The following is a 17,802-nucleotide window of genomic DNA, read 5'->3' on the forward strand; positions in this document are numbered from 1 at the left end:
GTCTTCTTAACTATACTCTTCGCTAGAGTAAAAGCTTTGCTGCGGTCGTGGCGGAATTGGTAGACGCACCAGATTTAGGTTCTGGCGCCGTAAGGTGTGAGAGTTCAAGTCTCTCCGACCGCACCATCATTGAATAGAACCCAGCTTTTTAGCTGGGTTTTGTTTTATCTGGAATATGTAATTCTGCTAGCCAAGTCACCAAGTATTCTCCTCTATAACCTCACTTTTAATACGATTTTATAAGACAATGTCTGCTCCACTTTCTAATTGAGTATGACTACCTATGAAAACCCTCCCATTAACGCTCGGTTGCTACACGGATACCCCAAGTAAAAGCCAAGGTGTCTATCAAACTCAATTAGATCTAGAAACAGGAAAACTATTACCTCTAGAGCTTATTGCCGAATGTAATAACCCCTCTTTTGTCACTGCGACAAAGTCTGGAATCTATACGGCATCTGAGGTTGGGCAAAAGAAACAACCGCAACTCATCCATATACCTAATGTTGATTCACCGATCTCGTCCAATACAGGCCTAATCTCGGGAGATCACCCCTGCCACATTGCGATAGATCCACACAATAAATTTGCTATCACTTCCCAATACTCGTCAGGTACATTTGATATCTTTAGCTTAAGTATCAATGGCAACATCGATAAACGACTCAAAACAATCAAGATGGTTGGCTCAGGGCCGAACAAAGAGAGACAAACTAGCCCACACGCCCATCAATGTTTGTTCTTACAAAACTCACCACAGTTTGTGACTGTCGATCTCGGCACCGATCGAATCAACTTCTATTGCTTTGACGAAGAGCAAGAAGAGTTCCTTGATGAGCCAATGCAGTCTATTAAAGCGCCCGCAGGAAATGGGACTCGTCACCTAATCTTCAACAAAGCTGAAGACAAAGCCTATGTAATCTGTGAGCTCTCTGAAACGATATTGATTTTGGAAAAGTCTTTAGGTATTTGGAATATAGTGGATGAGGTTGATGCCTTACCTAATATGGAGAAGGGAGAAGCCGCAGCTGCGATTAAGCTATCCCCTGATGAGCAATTCCTTTATGTGTCATGTCGAAACCAATCAAGAATCAGCAGCTTCAAAGTCGATTCTGAGACTCAAAAGCTGACTTTCATTGATAGCTACGACACTGAAGGTAAATTCCCAAGAGACTTCCATATAACTGACGATGGGAAATGGCTTATCGCCGCCAACCAGCACTCCAACAACATCACCTCATTCAAGCGTAACATTGAAGATGGCTCTCTGACCTATACCGGTTACTCGTTAGACCTTGATGCACCAGTTTGTGTCACTCAGCAACAATAAGCATTACAGCAAAAACAAAAAAGGAGAGCATCGGCTCTCCTTCTCTATATAAATAACCTGATCTAGCCGTTTTAAAGGCCCAAGGCATATTTCAATACTTGAGCTTTAATCGGCCCTGAGCTTTCCGCTAATTTTAGTGCAGCATTGCGTACAAACTTTAGAGGGCCAATGTCATTACTGAAGGTTTTATAGAAGAAGTCCATTCCACTCTGCATCATTAAGTTGTCACTTCTTCTCATCACTTCATAGCGTCTTGCTACAGATTGATTCAATTCGCCTTTTTCATTGGTGACATCCAATAGTACTGAAACATCTTTAAAGCCCAAGTTGACGCCCTGCCCTGCTAAAGGGTTGATCGTATGCGCTGAATCACCGACTAAAATGCAATTATTCTTTGAGTATGATTGAGCATGACGTCGTGTCAGAGGAAAAGATCCAGAATTCAATACCTTGATATCACCTAGCTCTTTAGGAAAGTTAGCAAGTACTTCATTTCGCAACTTTTCAGGGGTCATCGATGATAATTGCTTTATACGAGATGGGGAGTCATACCAAACCAACGATCCCTGCCCGACTTCTTGACCGTCAGAGCTTAGAGAACATAGAGGCAAAAACGAGCGAGGACCACTTGGTAAAAATTGTTGCCAAGTAATATCTTGTTGAGGTTGATCCGTTTCCACATTGATAAGCATGCAGTGCTGTCGATAATCCCAAGCCGTAATGCCGATACCAGCTTGCTGTCGAACGGCTGAGTTGGCTCCATCAGCGCCAATGACCCACTTTGCTGATAATTGAGAACCAGATTGGAGCTTCACTATGTTGGTTTCGCCAAACTCAATAGTGTCCAATTTCTCTGGGCATAGGAGCGTTAAATTGTCGTATGCTTCAAACTGAGACCATAATCCTAGTTGAATGAGCCTATTCTCAACGATATAGCCTAGACGAGGCAGATCCAGTGATGCAGCATCAAATCGAGTACGACACTCTGGGTGCTCCCACGTTTCTAAACGTTTATAAGAACAGACCCGCATTGCAGCAATGCTTTGCCACGCACCCAGCTCTTCAAGTAAATCTACCGAAGCTTGAGAAATTGCCGATACACGGATATCCATCGCTTGTGCCTCATCAAAAGCTTGTGGGGCAAAACCTTCGATCACCGTAACACTCAGCCCTTGCTTTGCAAAACCGACCGCTGTTGCTGCGCCAACCATGCCACCACCCACTACTACAACGTCGTAACTGTTCATATTTTGTACTTATCAGTTTGATTCTTTGACTGTTTTTGATTGTACTTTTTCATAACTAACTTGTAACCAAAAACCTTATTCGAAAAAAGGGTTATCCCTTATGGTATATGGCGTTAACAATAATAAAAACCACTACATAAGAGATTTGTTCAGACTACTAGTCAGTCGGTTTTGAAACCAGTACAATACGCCGCTTGCCGCTAGAGCCAGTCATAAAATTGAATACCGAATTATGACAAACAATACTGGCGGATGAATAATGGGCGATTTGCTCCCTTAAATTAAACTAACGATCGAGCGAACATATAATGAGTAAGAAACTGCTAATTAAAACTTGGGGCTGTCAGATGAATGAATACGATTCATCAAAAATGGCTGACCTGCTTAACGCTGCAAATGGCTATGAGCTAACTGAAGTACCTGAGGAAGCAGACGTACTACTATTGAATACTTGTTCTATCCGCGAAAAAGCGCAAGAAAAAGTATTCCACCAGCTTGGTCGTTGGAAAACGCTTAAAGATAAAAAAGAAGGTGTGGTGATCGGTGTGGGTGGCTGTGTAGCAACTCAGGAAGGTGATCACATTCGTCAACGTGCACCGTACGTAGACGTTATCTTTGGCCCACAAACATTACACCGTCTGCCAGAAATGATTAAGTCATCACTGTCTAACGAAAAGCCAGTAATGGATATCTCATTCCCTGAGATCGAAAAGTTCGATAACCTGCCGGAACCTAAAGCAGATGGCGCAACGGCCTATGTTTCTATCATGGAAGGTTGTTCTAAGTACTGTACTTACTGTGTTGTGCCATACACTCGTGGCGAAGAAGTTAGTCGTCCAATGGATGATGTACTCTACGAGGTAGCACAGCTGGCTGAGCAAGGTGTGCGTGAAGTAAACCTATTGGGTCAAAACGTAAACGCATTCCGCGGCCCAACTCACGAAGGTGACATCTGTACATTCGCAGAGCTACTTCGTTTAGTGGCGTCTATCGATGGTATCGACCGTATTCGTTTCACGACAAGCCACCCGCTTGAGTTTGGTGATGACATCATTGAAGTTTACAAAGATACGCCAGAGCTAGTGAGCTTCTTACACTTGCCTGTACAAAGTGGTAGTGACCGTATTCTTACGATGATGAAGCGTCCACATACCGCGATTGAGTACAAGTCTATTATCCGTAAACTGCGTAAAGCTCGTCCTGATATTCAAATCAGCTCTGACTTTATTGTTGGTTTCCCTGGTGAATCTAAGCAAGACTTCCAAGATACAATGAAGCTAATTAAAGAAGTTGATTTCGATATGAGCTTCAGCTTTGTTTTCTCTCCTCGTCCAGGTACACCTGCCGCAGATTACCCGTGTGATGTACCAGCACAAGAGAAGAAAGATCGCCTGTGGGAACTGCAACAGACAGTAAACACACAAGCTATGCGTTTCTCTCGTCTAATGTTAGGCACAGAGCAACGTATCCTTGTTGAAGGTCCATCAAGAAAGAACTTAATGGAACTGCGTGGTCGCACTGAAAACAGCCGTGTTGTGAACTTCGAAGGTTCTGCGGATCTTATCGGTCAATTCGTAGATGTTAAGATCACTGAGGTGTACACCAACTCACTACGTGGTGAGCTAGTTCGCACAGAAAAAGACATGGGTCTACGCGTTGTAATGACTCCAGCAGAAATGATGGAAAAAACAAAACGTGAAGACGAGCTAGGTGTAGCAACATTTACGCCATAGCCAATACAACTGTTTGAGCACAAAGCGCAAACACAAAGCTTGAAATTACCTAACTAAGTGACCATCTTAGAAATAGGGATATCACCATCAGAAGCCCGGTCTAAATCGGGCTTCTTGCTCTTTTTTTTATTTAAGAGCGAGTGGCACAAAATGAGAGGCTAATTTGAGCAATAGAATCGTTACTTTAGAGATCAATCTAGAACCTGCTGACAACCAGCGTTTGGCAAGCTTATGTGGTCCATTCGACGACAATATAAAGCACCTTGAACGTCGCCTTGGCGTTGAAATTAACTACCGTAGTAATTTTTTCACCATCGTAGGCAAGCCCCACACCACGGCAGCCGCTTTAGATATCATCAAGCACCTCTATGTGGAAACGACTCCTGTTAAAGGTAATGTATCTGATATTGAACCAGAGCAAGTGCATCTTGCTGTCACTGAATCTGGTATTTTGGAGCAACATGCCGAGTCTGAAATTGACTACGGCAAAGAAGTGACTATTAAGACTAAAAAAGGCGTCATCAAACCGCGTACGCCAAACCAAGCTCAATACCTAATGAACATGGTAACCCATGACATCACCTTTGGTATTGGTCCTGCTGGTACAGGCAAAACTTACCTTGCCGTGGCCGCTGCTGTTGATGCTTTGGAGCGACAAGAGGTTCGCCGAATCTTACTGACTCGCCCTGCTGTTGAAGCTGGAGAGAAGCTTGGTTTCCTACCCGGCGATTTAAGCCAAAAAGTAGATCCCTATTTACGTCCGCTTTACGATGCACTCTTTGAGATGCTTGGCTTTGAGCGTGTTGAGAAGTTGATTGAACGTAACGTGATTGAAGTTGCGCCACTGGCTTATATGCGTGGCCGTACATTAAATGATGCGTTTATCATTCTTGATGAGAGCCAAAACACTACGGTAGAACAGATGAAAATGTTCTTAACACGCATCGGTTTTAACTCACGCGCTGTGATCACGGGTGATATCACTCAGATCGATTTACCTCGTGGAGCAAAATCTGGCCTACGCCATGCGACTGAAGTACTTAGTGAAGTTGATGACATTAGCTTTAACTTCTTCATGTCTGAAGACGTGGTTCGTCACCCAGTAGTTGCTCGTATCGTGAACGCGTACGAGAAGTGGGAAGCAAAAGACCAGAAAGAGCGCAAAGAGTTTGAACAACGTAAACGAGAAGAAAGAGAAGCTAAATTTCTTGAGACTCAGCAAGCCGTTGCGACACAATTAGCAACACAAAATAGCTCTGTAATTGCAGAACAAGGTGATAAATAGATGTCTATTGAACTAGACCTGCAACTAGCGGTCGAAAATGAGCAAGGTCTTCCAACCGAGCAAGATATTCAGCTTTGGTTAGATAAGACAATTCCTCCGTTCCAAGAGAATGCAGAGCTCACCGTTCGTATTGTTGATACAAAAGAGAGCCACCAGCTCAATCATGATTATCGTGGAAAAGATAAGCCAACTAACGTGTTATCTTTTCCATTTGAAGCACCACCAGGAATGGAATTAGATCTACTGGGTGACCTTATTATCTGCCGCCAAGTTGTCGAAAAAGAAGCAGAAGAGCAAAATAAGCCTCTGCTAGCACACTGGGCTCATATGGTTGTACATGGCAGTCTCCATCTGCTAGGTTATGATCATATCGAAGATGATGAAGCTGAAGAGATGGAGTCACTCGAAACAGAAATCATGCAAACTATGGGCTTTGAAGACCCTTATATTCTAGAAAAGTAAATTGATTCTAGTAAAGTAGGTTGTAGAGAAACAACAACTCATCGAACCTGTTATTTTCACAGGAATCTGAGTTTTAATGTGTGCTATCACACTTCTGATAGCGTTATTTTTTGAGAAATCATGAACGAAGGTAACCCCCCCACTTCTGAGGGAAGTAAAAAATCTGAAGGTCCGAGTAGAAAGTCCTTCTTTGAACGTCTAGGCCAAATATTTCAAGGCGAAGTTAAAGATCGCCAAGAGCTTGTGGATGTGATCCGCGGTTCTGAGATTAATGACCTAATTGACCACGACACACGCGACATGCTCGAAGGTGTTATGGAAATTTCAGAGATGCGAGTACGCGATATAATGTTGCCTCGCTCTCAAATGGTTACAGTTGAACGCACCGATGATTTAGATACATTGATTGCGCTTCTTACTGACGCTCAACACTCTCGCTACCCAGTGATCAGTGAAGATAAAGACCATGTTGAAGGCATTCTATTAGCGAAGGACCTACTTAAGTACCTAGGTTCAGACAGTGCCCCATTTGATATCGAACAAGTGATTCGCCCTGCAGTCGTTGTTCCTGAAAGTAAGCGAGTTGATCGCCTGCTTAAAGAATTCCGTGAAGAGCGTTACCACATGTCTATCGTTGTCGATGAGTTTGGCGGTGTATCTGGCCTAGTAACCATTGAAGATATCCTCGAAGAAATCGTTGGTGAAATTGAAGACGAGTTCGACGATGAGGAAGAGTTAGATATTCGTAAGCTGAGTAAGCATACCTTCTCTGTTAAAGCTTTAACTACTATTGAAGAGTTCAACGATACGTTTGGGACCGACTTTAGTGATGATGAAGTTGATACTGTAGGTGGTATGGTCATGACAGCGCTCGGTCACCTGCCAGTTCGTGGAGAAATTGTAGAAATCGAAAACTACCATTTCAAAATAACTTCAGCGGATAATCGTCGTGTGATTCAGCTACAGGTAACCATTCCTGACGAGCAACCTCTTCCGACTATCGAAGAATAACAACTTCTCTCTAAAGAGATGACAGAAATTAGATGACTAAACTATTTAATCATCGCCTATTACGGCCGCTTGCGGCCGTTTTTGTGGGCGCTATAACAACCCTTTCATTCGCTCCGTACTCAATATGGCCTCTTGCTATTCTCAGCCCCGCTATATTGCTGCTACTGATCCATAATCGCTCTCCTAAAAGTGCACTTTGGATTGGCTACGCATGGGGCTTAGGCCAATTTACGACGGGTATCAGCTGGGTATATGTCAGCATTGATGGCTTTGGTGGAATGCCACTGGCAGCCAATCTATTTTTAATGGCATTGCTTGTTGGCTACCTAGCCGTATATTCAGGTCTATTTACCTGGGGCTTAAATAAGTTCTTCCCGGCCAATAACCTCGGTCGCTTTTTCCTTGCTGCGCCAGCATTATGGCTGATCAGCGATTGGTTACGCGGTTGGGTAATGACAGGCTTCCCTTGGTTGTGGCTAGGCTACAGTCAGATCGACTCCCCGCTAGGGTCATTCGCACCTATTGGTGGTGTCGAGCTCGTCACTCTAACGATTATTATCTCAGCATCTGCGCTCGCTTATATGACCATTAATAAGGCGTGGAGTATCGGCATCATCCCTGTCATCGTATTTAGTACAGGTTTTGGTATTCGAAACATTGATTGGGTGACTCCTAACCCAGAAAAAACAACATCAGTGGTATTGATTCAAGGCAACGTTGACCAAGATAGCAAATGGCTACCAAGCCATCGCTGGCCGACCATGATGAAATACACCGACCTAAGCAGAGAAAACTGGGATGCTGATATTATCATCTGGCCTGAAGCTGCTATTCCCGCTTTCGAGGTTGAGATTCCATCTTTCCTACGCAACCTAGACAGCGCAGCGAAGATGAACAACAGTGCGATTATCACGGGTGTGTTGAATCAATCTGAAGATAAGAAGTACTACAACAGTGTTCTATCTTTAGGTGTTAATCCATATGGTGAGTACAACTACGATCCAAATGAGCGCTACCATAAACATCACTTATTGCCATTTGGTGAGTTTGTACCATTTGAAGCTATCTTGCGTCCTTTAGCTCCATTTTTTAATTTGCCAATGTCATCATTCAGCCGTGGTGATTTTGTTCAACCCAATATAGTGGCAAATGGTCGCCATTTAGCTCCTGCGTTGTGTTACGAAATCATCTTTAATGATCAAGTTAGACAAAATGTGACGGATGAGACCGACTTCATTTTAACGCTCTCTAACGATGCGTGGTTTGGACGTTCGATCGGGCCATTGCAGCATATGGAGATCGCACAAATGCGTGCTCTGGAACTTGGTAAGCCGCTTATTCGCTCAACGAACAATGGTGTCACAGCGGTGACAGATCACAAGGGTAAGATCATCAAGCAAATACCTCAGTTTGAAACTGCTATTTTAAAAGCTGAGCTCATTTCAACGGATGGTCAAACCCCTTATAGAGTAGTTGGCACTTGGCCACTGTATATCTGGGCATTGCTGAGTTTAATTGCAGGCTGGATTGTGAGAAGACCAAAAACTGATGCGTAATGCGTAATGCGTAATGCGTAATGCGTAAAAAATTCTAGGTTGACGTGAGAGCGTCAACCTTTTGTTTTATGGTGCTTAAACTATTTAGAAGAGAACGGTTAAGGTTTTAATGCCTTGCGGCTAAACCCTGTCGAGCCACATTTAATACATGGAATAATCGTCGTTGGATGGTTGTACTCGGTTTGATGCCCACATTTATCACAGACAAGTGTCCCTAATCCGATAACTTCGTCAGCTTGGTACAGACCTTGATGTTCTAAATCTTGGAACAGTTCAACCCATTCGACTTTCGTACGATCTGTGATATCCAACAGACCTTGCCAAATAGAATCTGTGATCATCAAATAAAATGGACCGCCTTTACTCTCTTCATAGCTTTCGGAAAACTCTTTCAAGTCCGACTTCACGTAAGCTGAAATCAATGACAGTTCGTCTTTAGTCATGTCATTGGCTGCTTTCGCATACTTACCTGACGTTTCAATTTTGTTGTTGATCTCTTCAGGACTATGCTTCAGCGTTTCAATAACCTCTTCTACGACTTCTTCATAGAGTGCTTTTTTCTTCGGCATAACGACCTCCTTAAGATGACCAAGCTTTATCTTAGTGAACGGGGCCGCTGTTAAACGACCAGTTCCTAACAAACAAATGCAATTCATACCCTTAAGTATAGCTGTCCTGAGTAATTAACTTGAATTTACGCAATCAACCATGCTGCAACTGCAAGTATGAAGGGTATAGCTATTGTTGAACTAAGCTCCTTTAGGTATTCTATGACGATCTGTAAGATTCTGTTCTAACCGAACTCACAAATTCCAAGATAACCGGATACCATCGATGCAAGAACAATATAACCCGCAAGAGATTGAACAAAAGGTTCAACAACACTGGGATGACAGCGAAACTTTCGTTGTAAGTGAAGACCCAAACAAAGAAAAATTCTACTGTCTTTCTATGTTCCCTTACCCAAGTGGCCGACTGCACATGGGTCACGTGCGTAATTACACCATCGGTGATGTGGTATCTCGTTTCCAACGTCTACAAGGCAAAAATGTAATGCAGCCAATCGGTTGGGATGCATTCGGCCTACCAGCAGAAAACGCAGCGGTTAAAAACAACACCGCGCCTGCACCGTGGACTTACGAAAACATCGAATACATGAAAAACCAGCTTAAACTTTTAGGTTTTGGTTACGACTGGAAACGTGAATTCGCGACGTGTACTCCAGAGTACTACCGTTGGGAACAAGAGTTCTTCACTAAGCTTTACGAAAAAGGCCTAGTTTACAAGAAGACATCTTCTGTTAACTGGTGTCCAAACGACCAAACTGTACTGGCTAACGAGCAAGTAGAAGACGGTTGCTGCTGGCGTTGTGATACTCCAGTAGAACAAAAGAAGATTCCACAGTGGTTCATTAAGATCACTGAGTACGCTCAAGAGCTACTAGACGACCTAGACAACCTTGAAGGTTGGCCTGAAATGGTGAAAACCATGCAGCGTAACTGGATCGGCCGCTCTGAAGGTGTTGAGCTGTCTTTCGCTGTTAACGGTGAAGAAGCGCCACTAGAAGTGTACACAACTCGTCCAGACACACTAATGGGTGTTTCTTACGTTGGTATCGCAGCAGGTCACCCTCTTGCGGAGAAAGCATCTAAGAACAACCCTGAGCTTGCTGCATTCGTTGAAGAGTGTCGTAACACTAAAGTGGCTGAAGCTGAACTTGCAACGATGGAAAAGAAAGGTATGGATACTGGCCTAACGGCTATCCACCCTCTTAACGGTCGTGTTGTGCCTGTATACGTAGCAAACTTCGTTCTTATGGATTACGGCACAGGTGCGGTAATGGCGGTTCCTGCTCACGATCAACGTGACTACGAATTCGCAACTAAGTACGGCATCGATATCATTCCAGTAATCAAGCCAGAAGACGGCTCTGAATTAGATGTATCTGAAGCGGCTTACACAGAGAAAGGTGTACTGTTCGATTCTGGTGAATTCGATGGCCTTGCGTTCCAAGAAGCATTCGATGCAATCGCTGCGAAGCTTGAAGCTGAAGGCAAAGGTAAGAAGACAGTAAACTTCCGTCTACGTGACTGGGGTGTATCTCGTCAGCGTTACTGGGGCGCTCCAATCCCAATGGTAACGACCGAAGACGGTGAAGTTCACCCAGTACCAGCAGACCAACTGCCCGTAATTCTTCCTGAAGATGTGGTGATGGATGGCGTAACTAGCCCTATCAAAGCGGACAAGTCTTGGGCTGAAACAACATTCAATGGCGAGCCAGCTCTACGTGAAACTGACACGTTCGATACGTTCATGGAATCGTCTTGGTACTACGCACGTTACTGTTCACCGCAAGCTGATGACATTCTAGATCCAGAGAAAGCAAACTACTGGCTACCAGTTGACCAATACGTTGGTGGTATTGAGCACGCTTGTATGCACTTACTTTACTCTCGCTTCTTCCACAAGTTGCTACGCGACGCAGGTTACGTAACGTCTGACGAACCGTTCAAGCAGCTTCTATGTCAAGGCATGGTTCTAGCTGACGCGTTCTACCACACGAACGAGAAAGGCACGAAAGAATGGATTGCTCCAACTGACGTGACTATCGAGCGTGATGGTAAAGGTCGTATCGAAACGGCTGTAGATCAAGAAGGCCGCAATGTTGAACACTCAGGCATGATCAAAATGTCTAAGTCTAAGAACAACGGTATCGACCCACAAGAGATGGTAGACAAGTACGGTGCTGATACAGTGCGTCTATTCATGATGTTTGCATCACCTGCAGACATGACGCTTGAGTGGCAAGAGTCTGGCGTTGAAGGCGCAAACCGTTTCCTTAAACGTGTTTGGAAGCTGGTTCACGCACACTCTGCTAAAGGTGCTGCTGAGTCTGTTGATACTTCAGCTCTATCTGGCAACCAAAAGGCACTTCGTCGTGATATCCACAAAACTATCGCAAAAGTAACTGACGATATCGGCCGTCGCCAAACGTTCAACACAGCAATCGCTGCGATCATGGAATTGATGAACAAACTTGCGAAAGCGCCTCAAGAGTCTGTACAAGATCGTGCAATTCTTGATGAAGCACTAAAAGCAGTGGTTCGCATGCTTTACCCAATGACTCCTCACATCTCTTACGAAATGTGGATTGCTCTTGGTGAGTCAAACGTAGATTCAGCAACATGGCCTACATTTGACGAGAAAGCGCTAGTTGAGGACGAGAAGACTATCGTTGTTATGATCAACGGTAAGCTACGTGCGAAACTAACCGTTACAGCTGACGCAACGGAAGATCAAGTTCGTGAGCTTGGCCTAAACGATGAAAACACTAAGAAATTCCTAGATGGTTTAACGATTCGTAAAGTTATCTTTGTACCTGGTAAGCTTCTAAACATCGTTGCTAACTAACAGTTACAGGCTAAAAGCTTAGTTAACACAATTAAATTGCTACAGAATTAACGAACTTAATTCCTTAAAAGCAGTCTTTAGACAGGGTGAATAAAACACCCTGTCTACTTATTTAAGCGCTTTGGATTCATTAGCAATTCGAACGTACTAAAGCCTTTAAATAAGTATTCTACCTTCATGAGAGCCATCAAATAATGCGCCTGATTTCACTATCTTCATTGAAAGTTACTATTGTTATTTTAACCGTTAGCCTATTGAGTGCCTGTGGTTTCCACCTACGTGGCGATTACTCGGTACCTGAAGAGCTCAACAAAATCTCTGTGACCAGTTACGACCAATACAGTATGTTTACACGTATGATGAAAGGTCAGCTGCGAATGAATGATGTAGAAATTGTGCCACCAGCGGAAAACACACCGAACTTGCATATTATTAGCGAAAGCGTTGGTGAACGTACTCTATCTCTTTATCAAAATACTCGTGCAGCAGAAAAAGAGTTAACGTTTCGTGCTTCGTACCGCGTAACCATCCCTGAGATTGGTTCGAAGACATTCTCAACGAGCGTAACCCGTAGTTACCTAGACAACCCGTTAACTGCATTAGCAAAATCAGTTGAGCGAGATATGATTGAAGATGAAATGCGCAAGCTTGCAACAAGTCAAATTCTTCGTCAAATGGCTCGATTAAAAGCGAACATTGCCGCAGATAGCATGGATCTAGAAACTCTAGAGCATGTTCAAGTTAAAGAGCTTGAGAAGCAGTACAACATCAAAAACATCGAAATCGACGACGTTGAGATCACTCCGAGCTCAACAGAACAATCACAGCCAACTGAATCTGTTGAATAATAGGTTTATTTGATGCGTATTTTTGCCGACCGCTTGTCAGAACAACTTGCTAAACAGCTGGGTAATGTTTATCTCATTTTTGGTAACGAGCCCCTGCTACTGCAAGAGAGTCGAGAAGCGATTCAAAAGGCTGCAAAACAACAAGGTTTCGAAGAACGTCACCGCTTTGCTATAGATAATAATCTGGACTGGAATCAAGTCTACGACTGCACTCAAGCTCTAAGTCTGTTCTCTAGCCGTCAAATAATTGAGTTAGAGCTACCGGAATCTGGTGTGAACGCGGCGATAGCGAAAGAATTACTCGCAATCTCTGAGCATATCCACAGTGATATCTTACTGGTACTGGTTGGCACTAAGCTAAACAAAGCTCAAGAGAGTGCTAAGTGGTTTAAGGCACTGTCTAATCAGGGGCACTGGGTCAGTTGCCTAACGCCAGATGTCAGCCGCTTACCTCAGTTTGTGCAAACACGTTGTCGTCAAATCGGTTTATCGCCAGACCCTGAAGCCATTCAAATGCTGGCACAATGGCATGAAGGTAACCTATTTGCACTCACTCAAAGCTTAGAAAAGCTGACGCTTCAGTACCCAGATGGAAAGCTCACGTTAGTACGACTAGAAGAGTCTTTGAGTCGCCACAACCATTTTACTCCGTTCCATTGGATTGATGCATTGCTCGCAGGCAAAGGTAACCGAGCACAGCGAGTTCTAAGACAATTAGAAGTGGAAGGTGTAGAGCCGGTTATTTTATTACGCAGTGTGCAACGTGAACTTGCCTTACTGTTACAAATGCAGCAACAGTTGAAACAGATGCCGATCGGTCAGGTATTCGAAAAACACCGTATCTGGCAATCTAAGAAGCCTCTTTATAACGCCGCGCTAACAAGAGTTTCGATTTCTCAATTACACTCTCTTTTTGCGTTGCTCACTCAAGCCGAATTGATGACAAAAACTCAATATGAACAGTCGCCTTGGCCACTAATTCATCAGTTAGGTGTAGAGTTTTGTCTCCCTACAGCTTCAATACCATTTCACGCATAAAAGCGTGTTATATTCTAGGGTCAATAGATCCTAAACAAAGCTAATTTCAGATTAAAGGAACACCCCGTGTTACGTGAAGAACTAAAAGATTTTCTTGCAGACAAAGCCGACGATATGAAAGCCGAATCAATTGTTACTATTGATGTAGAAGGCAAATCAAGTGTCACTGATTACATGATTGTTTGTACTGGTACATCTAAACGCCATGTTGCGTCTATTGCACAACATGTCGCAGATGAAGTGCGCAAAGTTGGTATGCAACCATTAGGTATGGACGGTCAACAAGAAGGTGAATGGGTTGTTCTAGATATGGGTACAAGTATGCTTCACGTTATGCAAGAAGAGCATCGTGAGCTGTACCAACTAGAAAAACTTTGGGGCTAAGCTTTGAAGATCCAGTTAATCGCAGTTGGTACAAAAATGCCAAAATGGGTTGAAGAAGGGTTTAAAGAATATAAACGCCGCTTCCCTCATGATATGCCATTAGAACTTATTGAGATCACTGCGGGAAAACGTGGTAAAAATGCTGATATTGCACGAATTCTTCAGAAAGAAGGCGAAGCAATGTTGGCTGCGGTTCCAAAAGGCAATCGAATTGTCACGCTCGATATCCCAGGTAAAAAATGGGATACACCACAACTTGCTGAGCAATTAGAAAGTTGGAAATTAGATGGACGTGACGTTTCTATCCTTATTGGTGGGCCTGAGGGATTAGCGCCTGCATGTAAAGCAGCGGCAGACCAAAGTTGGTCTCTGTCTGCACTTACTCTCCCTCACCCATTAGTTCGCGTTATCATGGCTGAAAGCTTGTATCGAGCTTGGAGCATCACAGCTAACCACCCTTATCATCGAGAATAAGCGTTAATGTTACGTAAACGTAGCCAAATCCGTGATTACAAAGCAGAAGCACGACTATTTACTAGCCGTGCTTTTGTTGCGTTTATGGGGATCATAGTGATGATGTCGATGTTGGTTGTTAACCTGTATAACATTCAGGTCAATCAATATCAGGACTATAAAACTCGCTCAAACGACAACCGTATCAAGGTCGTTCCAATCGCACCCAATCGCGGTTTGATTTACGATCGCAACGGTGTACTTCTGGCCGAAAACCGCCCCGTTTTCAACCTAGAGATCATACCTGAAAAAATCAAAGATATGGATGATACGCTCGTCCGTCTTCAAGCATTAATCGAGATTCCACCAGAACGTATCGAGCGCTTTAATCGTGATCGTCGCAATTCTCGACGCTTTAAATCAGTACCTATCCTAAATCAGCTCACTGAAGAGCAAGTTGCCGTCTTTTCTGTAAACCAACATAAATTCCCTGGCGTTGAAGTTACCGGGACGTTGAAACGCTTCTACCCTTATGGTGATGTGCTTACTCACGTAATCGGTTATGTATCTCGCATCAACGACCGTGACATGAAACGTTTAGTCCGAGAAGAAAAAGACGCTAATTATCAAGCCACTCGCGATATTGGTAAGCTTGGTATTGAACGCTACTACGAAGACATGTTGCACGGCACGGCTGGTTATCAAGAAGTCGAAGTAAACAGTCGTGGACGAGTTATTCGCACTCTCAAATTTGTCCCTTCTATTCCGGGCAAAGATATCGTACTCAACTTAGAGATCAACCTACAACTATACGTACATAAACTGCTCGACGGGCGCCGTGGATCGGCTGTGGTTCTGGATCCGAAAGACAATGGTGTGTTAGCAATGGTATCTAGCCCAAGCTATGACCCTAATGCGTTTGTGCATGGTATTTCATCTAAAGGTTATAACGCTCTACTTCAAAACAAAGACCGACCTTTGGTAAACCGGGCAACCCTAGGTATTTACCCACCAGCGTCTACGATCAAGCCCTTCATTGCCGTTGCTGCATTACAAGAAGGTGTGATAACGCCAAATACAACACGTAACGACCCTGGTTACTGGAAAATACCGAACTCCAAAACTAAGCCTTTCCGTGACTGGTTACGTTGGGGTCACGGTAAAGTTGATATCGTGAAGGCCATTGAAGAGTCCGTCGATACTTTCTTCTACCAAATATCCTTTGATTTGGGTATTGACCGCTTATCTCAATGGATGATGCTATTCGGCTTTGGCGACTACACTGGCATTGATATTTATGAAGAAAGTAAAGCTAATATGCCAACCCGTGAATGGAAGATGGCAAGACACCGCGTGCCTTGGTATCAAGGTGATACCATCCCTGTCGGCATTGGCCAAGGCTATTGGACAGCAACACCTATGCAGATAGCCAAAGCGACCTCAGTATTAGTCAATGAAGGCGAAGTGACAGCCCCTCACCTATTACGCTCAACGATTGAAAACGGGCGACCATTCGATGAACAAATTATTTCGGAAATCGAGACATATCCACCCATAACAGGCGTAAAACAGAGATACTGGGATATCGCCCAGGAAGGAATGAAACTCGTAAACCACGGTAAAAAAGGAACAGCAAGACGCTCATTCCAGAAGATGTCTTACACCTCTGCTGGTAAATCAGGCACTGCGCAAGTCTTTGGTTTGAAGGAAGATGAAGAATACAACGCCGACGAAATTGCTGAGCATCTGCGCGATCACGCGCTGTTCACCGGCTACGCTCCTTTTGAAAATCCTGAAGCGGTCGTCACCATTGTATTAGAGAATGCAGGTGGCGGTTCATCAAATGGTGGTCCAGTAGTAAGAAAGATTTTCGACCATATTATTCTTGCAGAAGATGATGAAAGTAAGGCTATAAAATAATGAAACTTGATCCCTCTACTGGGCGAAATAGAGCCTTATTTGAAAGGCTACATATAGACCTACCGCTGTTACTCGGCATTCTGGTTTTAATGGGCTTCGCTTTATTGATCATGTATAGCGCCAGTGGACAAAGCCTTGCGATGATGGATCGTCAAGCTATGCGTATGGTTCTATCGTTAGGCGTCATGATCTTCTTAGCTCAAATTTCACCTCGTACCTATGAGACTTTAGCTCCGCTACTATTTATTGGCGGTGTCATCTTGCTATTAGGCGTATTGTTTTTTGGTGAAGCCTCGAAAGGTGCACAGCGGTGGTTAAACTTTGGTTTTGTACGATTCCAACCCTCCGAGTTATTGAAACTAGCAGTGCCTTTGATGCTGGCTCGATTCATTGGTAAGCGCTCTCTCCCGCCGACTTTCCAAACCTTAGCCATTTCACTAGTGATGGTGTTTGTCCCTACGATCCTTATTGCTAAACAACCCGATTTAGGTACGTCAATACTCATCGCTGCGTCAGGTATCTTTGTTATATTTCTGGCTGGGATCAGTTGGAAAATCATTGCCAGTGCAGCGATTGCGCTGGGTGGTTTTATTCCAATTTTGTGGTTCTTCTTGATGCGTGAGTATCAAAAAGTACGTGTAAGAACCCTTTTTGATCCTGAATCAGATCCATTAGGTGCGGGCTACCACATAATTCAAAGTAAAATTGCGATAGGTTCTGGTGGTATATCAGGAAAAGGCTGGTTGCAAGGTACTCAATCTCAATTGGAGTTCATTCCAGAGCGGCACACAGACTTTATTTTTGCGGTAATTGCCGAAGAATGGGGCATGATCGGCATTCTGTTTTTACTCGCTATCTACCTATTTATCATTGGGCGTGGTTTAGTTCTTGCGAGCCAAGCACAAACCGCATTTGGTCGAATGATGGGCGGCAGTATTGTACTGAGCTTCTTCGTCTATATATTCGTAAATATTGGCATGGTAAGTGGCATTCTGCCAGTGGTTGGGGTACCCCTGCCTTTGGTCAGTTATGGCGGTACATCCATGGTTACCCTAATGGCTGGTTTTGGTATTTTAATGTCGATCCATACACACAGAAAAGCATTCTCAAAGGCGACCTAATTG

15 protein-coding genes and 1 tRNA gene are annotated in these 17,802 nt (G+C 43.8%); 14 read left to right on the forward strand and 2 right to left on the reverse strand.

The genetic code is table 11. The features are described from left to right. Positions 1 to 41: 41 nt before the first annotated feature. Positions 42 to 126, forward strand: a tRNA-Leu gene (locus tag AACW75_RS21375). A 157-nt stretch (positions 127 to 283) separates the two neighbouring features. Further along, positions 284 to 1,330 (forward strand): lactonase family protein, encoded by a 1,047-nt coding sequence (locus tag AACW75_RS21380; RefSeq protein WP_145572185.1) that lies wholly within the window; start codon positions 284 to 286, stop codon positions 1,328 to 1,330. Between the two features lie 71 nt (positions 1,331 to 1,401). On the opposite strand, the gene AACW75_RS21385 is transcribed toward AACW75_RS21380, so the two are convergent. Then, positions 1,402 to 2,577 (reverse strand): 2-octaprenyl-3-methyl-6-methoxy-1,4-benzoquinol hydroxylase, encoded by a 1,176-nt coding sequence (locus AACW75_RS21385; protein WP_145572186.1) that lies wholly within the window; start codon positions 2,575 to 2,577, stop codon positions 1,402 to 1,404. Positions 2,578 to 2,885: 308 nt separating this feature from the next. Between AACW75_RS21385 and miaB the strand changes: the two genes are divergently transcribed. The 5 genes from miaB (at position 2,886) to lnt (ending at position 8,624) form a co-directional block, all read left to right on the forward strand. Then, positions 2,886 to 4,310 carry a tRNA (N6-isopentenyl adenosine(37)-C2)-methylthiotransferase MiaB gene (gene miaB / locus AACW75_RS21390; RefSeq protein WP_017074239.1) on the forward strand — a complete coding sequence of 475 codons (1,425 nt, stop codon included), beginning with the start codon at positions 2,886 to 2,888 and terminating at the stop codon, positions 4,308 to 4,310. 163 nt (positions 4,311 to 4,473) lie between these two features. Further along, entirely contained in the window at positions 4,474 to 5,595 is a 1,122-nt protein-coding gene (locus AACW75_RS21395; RefSeq protein WP_135455437.1) for a PhoH family protein, read from the forward strand. Then, positions 5,596 to 6,057 carry an rRNA maturation RNase YbeY gene (gene ybeY, locus AACW75_RS21400; RefSeq protein ID WP_017074237.1) on the forward strand — a complete coding sequence of 154 codons (462 nt, stop codon included), beginning with the start codon at positions 5,596 to 5,598 and terminating at the stop codon, positions 6,055 to 6,057. A 120-nt stretch (positions 6,058 to 6,177) separates the two neighbouring features. Continuing rightward, on the forward strand, positions 6,178 to 7,068 hold the full coding sequence (corC, locus tag AACW75_RS21405; protein WP_017074236.1) for a CNNM family magnesium/cobalt transport protein CorC: 891 nt from the start codon (positions 6,178 to 6,180) through the stop codon (positions 7,066 to 7,068). A 32-nt stretch (positions 7,069 to 7,100) separates the two neighbouring features. Beyond that, the gene (gene lnt, locus AACW75_RS21410) at positions 7,101 to 8,624 is read left to right on the forward strand and encodes an apolipoprotein N-acyltransferase (RefSeq protein ID WP_135455439.1); all 1,524 of its coding nucleotides are present in this window, start codon (positions 7,101 to 7,103) and stop codon (positions 8,622 to 8,624) included. Positions 8,625 to 8,722: 98 nt separating this feature from the next. Here the strand turns inward: lnt and AACW75_RS21415 are convergent, their stop codons facing one another. Continuing rightward, entirely contained in the window at positions 8,723 to 9,193 is a 471-nt protein-coding gene (locus AACW75_RS21415) for a zinc ribbon-containing protein (protein WP_145572188.1), read from the reverse strand. A 265-nt stretch (positions 9,194 to 9,458) separates the two neighbouring features. Here AACW75_RS21415 and leuS point away from each other — a divergent pair, with 265 nt between their 5' ends. The 7 genes from leuS to rodA all read left to right on the forward strand — a co-directional run bounded on the left by leuS (position 9,459) and on the right by rodA (position 17,799). After that, positions 9,459 to 12,035, forward strand: coding sequence for a leucine--tRNA ligase (gene leuS, locus AACW75_RS21420; RefSeq protein ID WP_145572189.1), 2,577 nt, complete (start codon positions 9,459 to 9,461; stop codon positions 12,033 to 12,035). Between the two features lie 194 nt (positions 12,036 to 12,229). After that, positions 12,230 to 12,883: an LPS-assembly lipoprotein LptE gene (locus AACW75_RS21425; RefSeq protein WP_145572190.1), complete on the forward strand. Its 654-nt coding sequence runs from the start codon at positions 12,230 to 12,232 to the stop codon at positions 12,881 to 12,883. 12 nt (positions 12,884 to 12,895) lie between these two features. Beyond that, positions 12,896 to 13,921: a DNA polymerase III subunit delta gene (gene holA, locus AACW75_RS21430; protein ID WP_145572191.1), complete on the forward strand. Its 1,026-nt coding sequence runs from the start codon at positions 12,896 to 12,898 to the stop codon at positions 13,919 to 13,921. A gap of 66 nt (positions 13,922 to 13,987) precedes the next feature. After that, complete coding sequence (gene rsfS / locus AACW75_RS21435; RefSeq protein ID WP_017080327.1) at positions 13,988 to 14,305, forward strand: ribosome silencing factor; 318 nt, start codon at positions 13,988 to 13,990, stop codon at positions 14,303 to 14,305. 3 nt (positions 14,306 to 14,308) lie between these two features. Beyond that, positions 14,309 to 14,779 carry a 23S rRNA (pseudouridine(1915)-N(3))-methyltransferase RlmH gene (gene rlmH / locus AACW75_RS21440; RefSeq protein WP_004735246.1) on the forward strand — a complete coding sequence of 157 codons (471 nt, stop codon included), beginning with the start codon at positions 14,309 to 14,311 and terminating at the stop codon, positions 14,777 to 14,779. A gap of 6 nt (positions 14,780 to 14,785) precedes the next feature. Next, entirely contained in the window at positions 14,786 to 16,678 is a 1,893-nt protein-coding gene (gene mrdA, locus AACW75_RS21445) for a penicillin-binding protein 2 (RefSeq protein WP_145572192.1), read from the forward strand. Beyond that, entirely contained in the window at positions 16,678 to 17,799 is a 1,122-nt protein-coding gene (gene rodA, locus AACW75_RS21450) for a rod shape-determining protein RodA (protein WP_102551504.1), read from the forward strand. Before mrdA ends, rodA begins: the two co-directional genes overlap by 1 nt. Positions 17,800 to 17,802: the final 3 nt, after the last annotated feature.

The sequence above is a fragment of the Vibrio sp. L3-7 genome, assembly GCF_963898195.1.
GTDB classification, from domain to species: domain Bacteria; phylum Pseudomonadota; class Gammaproteobacteria; order Enterobacterales; family Vibrionaceae; genus Vibrio; species Vibrio echinoideorum.